We start from the raw sequence: 4,092 nt of genomic DNA, 5'->3' as shown, positions 1-4,092 counted from the left end.
ATCCTGGTGCGTCAGCGCGGCGCCAAATTCCATGCCGGCCAGAACGTGGGCCTGGGCAAGGACCATACCCTGTTTGCGAAAATCGATGGCGTGGTCAGCTTCCGCGAATCCATCGGCGAGAGGATGTTTGTATCGGTCACCCCGGCTGACGCTGCCGAATAAAACCTGTCCGTAAATAAATTTCTGCGGCTGTCTGGCTTGCCTTTTTGCGCTTCCAGTGCTCACGTACGTTTATGTACGCTGCGCCCCGGTTCTCAAAAGGTTTCGCCATCCAGACTCGTATAAATTTATTTACGGACAGGTTTAAAGGGCTGTTTCCGGCACGATATGCGAATCGGGGGAAGCAGTCGCTGTTTCCCCGATTTTGTTTTGGGGAAGTCCGGATTGTTGTTACAGCAGATTCCGTGCATAACCCGCTGCGGTGAGGCGAATGCAAGGAACGAGGAGCGCAAGGCCGGAGCGTACATTGATGTACGTGAGGACCTGAGCACCGCAGTGACGCAGCAGGCGTCCGCTGCAGTCAGGGTTAGGACATGAAATTTCTCGATCAGGCAAAGATATATATCAAAAGCGGCGACGGTGGTGCCGGATGCGTCGGCTTTCGCCGTGAGAAGTTCATCGAGTTCGGCGGCCCGGACGGCGGTAACGGCGGCAAGGGCGGTGATGTGGTGTTCGAGGCGGTGGATGGTCTGAACACCCTGATCGACTATCGCTATCAACAGCATTTCAAGGCCAAACCCGGCGGACATGGCATGGGCCGCAACCGCACGGGCGCTGACGCTGCTGATGTGGTTCTGAAAGTCCCTGTGGGCACCCAGATCTTGGCGGAAGACCAGGAGACGGTTCTGGCCGACCTGACCCGGATCGGCCAGAGGCTTGTATTGCTGAAGGGCGGTGATGGCGGCTTTGGCAATACCCACTACAAAACATCCACCAACCGCGCACCGCGGCAGAGCCATCCCGGCTGGCCGGGGCAGGAGCGGGAGGTGTGGCTGCGCCTGAAGCTGATTGCCGACGCGGGGCTGGTGGGCCTGCCCAACGCGGGCAAGTCCACATTCCTGGCGGCCTGCAGCCGGGCGCGGCCGAAGATTGCCGACTATCCTTTCACCACCCTGACTCCCAATCTGGGTGTGGTGCATGTGGGTGATTCCGAGTTTGTACTGGCGGATATCCCCGGCCTGATCGAGGGGGCCAGCGAAGGTCTGGGTCTGGGAGACCGGTTCCTGGGCCATGTGGAACGCACGGGCGTGCTGCTGCACCTGATTGATGGCACGGCCGAGGATGTGGTGCAGTCGTATACGATTATCCGGGGCGAGCTGGAGGCCTACGGCCACGGCCTTGTGGACAAGCCGCAGATCGTGGGCCTGAACAAGTGCGATGCCCTGCTGGAAGAAGAAGTTGCAGAGAAAAAGGCAGCGCTGGAACAGGTGACAGACAGTCCGGTCATGGTTCTGTCCGGCGTCTCCGGGGAAGGTGTCCAGCCTGTTCTGTTCGCCCTGCTGGAGCGCATCCGCACCTGGCGCGAAATGGAAAAACAGCAGGAAGAAGAGGCAGTTCATACGGAGGAGTCCGGTGACGACAGTATCTGACACGATCCCCTCATTCTGGAACCGGGAACTGTCCCGCCGCGAGGTATGGGTGTACCGGGCGATCTATCTGCTGCCCGTTGCAGGGTCACTGATTGCAGGGTATCTGGCCCGACTGGACACCAGGTCCCCCTTCCTGCTGCCGGAGCTTGCAGGCGTTCTGGCGCACATTCTTGATGAAAGCTGGGAAATAAGCCGGTGGTTTTACAGTGCGTTTTTTGTTCTGACTTTCTTCCTTGTGCCAAAAATGTCCATGAAACAGAATTTCGTATACGGATTGATGGCCCCGCTTCCATTCTGTCTCGTCGTGCAGGCTGTATTTGGTGAGCCGAATGTGGGGGCCTTCCTGTTTTTTGCTCTCTGCGTTTCGTATTTCTATGCCCTTCCCGGAGCCCTTGCCGCATTCCTGTACAGCCGCCATGAGCACAGAAAGCAGCTTCCCGGCTATTCCCGGACGACCGCATGACAGTATCTTCTGAACCCGCTACTTTGTCCTTCTGGACCCGTCGGCTGTCCCGCCGTGAGGTATGGGTGTACCGGGCCGTCTACACCCTGCCGTGGGTGGCAACGATGCTGGTTGCGGTACTGGAGAGTGTGATGACGCTCATAGTGGGCGCTGAAACGCTGTATCATGATTACTACTATCTGTTTGAGCTGGTGAAGTCAGCAAGCCTTGGCAATCAGATAATCTATATCCCGATCATGGCCATCCTGTTTTTTGTCATTCCCCGACTGTCTGTACGGGGAAACACTCTGCTGGCCCTGTTTCTGCCACTGCCTTTTACGGCTGCCGCGTGTCTGTTTTTTATAGCCATAGACCCTCAGGAATTCATGCGGGTTTTTGAACCCCGCCTGCTGGTCCTTCCGCTCCTCTCGCTGGGGATTTCATATTTCTATGCTGTTTCCGGGGCCATCATCATGTTTCTGTACAGCCGGCGGCATTACAGACGCCTTCATGCTCCTTTGCCCGGGACGACAGCATGAACACATCCCCTCCCTCTCCCTCCTTCTGGACCCGCAGGCTGTCGCGCCGGGAGGTGTGGGTATACCGGGGTGTCTACGCCCTGCCCTGGATCGGGACAGCTCTGGGTATTGTTCCAGCCCTGGTTGCAGCTACGGTCCAGCATGAAGTTCCTGTCTTTTTCCAGGGGATAGTGACGATTATCGGTGTAATTGCCGGGAGTCTGGCTGCTGCGGGGATCACAGGGCTGATTCCCTATACCATCCTGGCGGCCATGATTTTTTTCATCATTCCACAGCTCTCTGTAAAGGGTAATATCCTTCTGGCTCTCCTTCTCCCCCTGTTTTTTGTTGGAGGGCTGTATCTTCTTTTCAATGCCTTCGTACCCGACGATATGAAGGTTGGGCCGTCCTTGATGTTCCTTCCTCTGGCGGTTGCATATTTTTACGCCACCCTTGGTGCTGGCATCATGGTCTTGTACAGCAGGAGGCAGGACAGGAAAACCGGTCACAGGATTTCAGAGGCTGCCGCATGACTCCGTTTTCTGAGCCTGTTTCTCCCTCCTTCTGGACCCGCAGGCTGTCACGCCGGGAGGTATGGGTGTACCGGGGTGTCTACGCCCTGCCGTGGGTGGGGACGCTGGTGGCGGCTGTGGTCATGGCCTGCATGGAACTCATGATGGGGCTGGAGCCTCAGGGGCTGGAATCAGTCCCATCCTTTCTCTGGTTGCCCGGTCTTCTGATGCTGGGGGGTATTGTGGGCCAGATTGTCTATATTCCTCTGGCAGCCCTGCTTTTTTTCATCATTCCGCGATTGTCAGTGCGGGGGAATATCCTGCTGGCCCTGGGAATTCCCCTGCTGTTTACAGTGGCGTTGCATCTGTTTCTTGTCGGAATCAGGCCTGCGGCAGCTCTGCTGATCCTCTCGCTGGGGATTTCGTATTTCTATGCTCTTCCCGGCGTGATCATCATGTTTCTTTACAGCCGGGCGCAGGATAAAAAGACGGGTGTTACGGCATGACCACGCAGCCCGCCTCTTCAACGCCTGATCCGTTCCGGCAGTTGTGGTCCGGCGTGTCGCCCCAGGCCCGGGTGCTGTACACAGGTCTGCCCACGGTCCGGGACGAGCGCTGGCGCTGGACCAACCTGGCGTTTCTGGACAAGCTGGAATTCAGTAGTCCCCCCGCTGTTTCGCCGGACTGGCAGGAGCAGATAAAAAACCGTCTTTTACCCGGCCCGGGCCATCGCGTGCTGGTTCTTAACGGCCAGCTGCAGGGAAGTCTGCCTCAGATTCCGGGGGTGCGCTGGTCTTCTGCGGATGCCCTGTCCGGCACGGTTGTGCCTGCTGCACAGTCTTCGCTGACGGCCCTGAACGCAGCCCTGTCTGGCAAGTCTCTTGTCCTGCATCTGGACGGAACCGTGGACAGTCCTCTCCAGCTGGTTTTTGTAACCTGCGCCACAGACGCGCCGGCGGCGATCTTTCCGCGCGTGCTTGTGGTGGCCGCGGAAGGGGCCGCAGCCACGGTCATCGAGCATCACATCGGCC

At 58.0% G+C, this 4,092-nt stretch carries 7 protein-coding genes; all 7 read left to right on the top strand.

Annotated features, from left to right (window positions below):
- Positions 1 to 162 (top strand): 50S ribosomal protein L27 (locus tag M3O22_08800; protein MDP9196839.1); only part of this gene is annotated, 162 nt, incomplete at its 5' end.
- A 371-nt stretch (positions 163 to 533) separates the two neighbouring features.
- A complete protein-coding gene (gene obgE, locus M3O22_08795) occupies positions 534 to 1,589 on the top strand; it encodes a GTPase ObgE (protein MDP9196838.1) in 1,056 nt (351 codons plus the stop codon).
- Positions 1,573 to 2,052, top strand: a complete 480-nt coding sequence (locus tag M3O22_08790) for a hypothetical protein (protein ID MDP9196837.1) — start codon at positions 1,573 to 1,575, stop codon at positions 2,050 to 2,052. The genes obgE and M3O22_08790 overlap by 17 nt, the downstream gene beginning before the upstream one ends.
- Complete coding sequence (locus tag M3O22_08785) at positions 2,049 to 2,570, top strand: hypothetical protein (GenBank protein MDP9196836.1); 522 nt, start codon at positions 2,049 to 2,051, stop codon at positions 2,568 to 2,570. Before M3O22_08790 ends, M3O22_08785 begins: the two co-directional genes overlap by 4 nt.
- Positions 2,567 to 3,082, top strand: coding sequence for a hypothetical protein (locus M3O22_08780; protein MDP9196835.1), 516 nt, complete (start codon positions 2,567 to 2,569; stop codon positions 3,080 to 3,082). The genes M3O22_08785 and M3O22_08780 overlap by 4 nt, the downstream gene beginning before the upstream one ends.
- Complete coding sequence (locus M3O22_08775; protein MDP9196834.1) at positions 3,079 to 3,567, top strand: hypothetical protein; 489 nt, start codon at positions 3,079 to 3,081, stop codon at positions 3,565 to 3,567. The genes M3O22_08780 and M3O22_08775 overlap by 4 nt, the downstream gene beginning before the upstream one ends.
- Positions 3,564 to 4,092 (top strand): hypothetical protein (locus tag M3O22_08770; protein MDP9196833.1); only part of this gene is annotated, 529 nt, incomplete at its 3' end. The genes M3O22_08775 and M3O22_08770, both read left to right, overlap by 4 nt.

Source organism: Pseudomonadota bacterium (assembly GCA_030775045.1).
In the GTDB taxonomy this organism is placed as follows: Bacteria; Pseudomonadota; Alphaproteobacteria; order JALYJY01; family JALYJY01; genus JALYJY01.
This window is presented reverse-complemented; position numbering and strand designations above follow the sequence as displayed.

Coding starts and splice junctions, on each gene's coding strand:
- obgE (MDP9196838.1), top strand. CDS start 534: ATGAAATTTCTCGATCAGGCAAAGATATATATCAAAAGCGGCGACGGT.
- M3O22_08785 (MDP9196836.1), top strand. CDS start 2,049: ATGACAGTATCTTCTGAACCCGCTACTTTGTCCTTCTGGACCCGTCGG.
- M3O22_08780 (MDP9196835.1), top strand. CDS start 2,567: ATGAACACATCCCCTCCCTCTCCCTCCTTCTGGACCCGCAGGCTGTCG.
- M3O22_08775 (MDP9196834.1), top strand. CDS start 3,079: ATGACTCCGTTTTCTGAGCCTGTTTCTCCCTCCTTCTGGACCCGCAGG.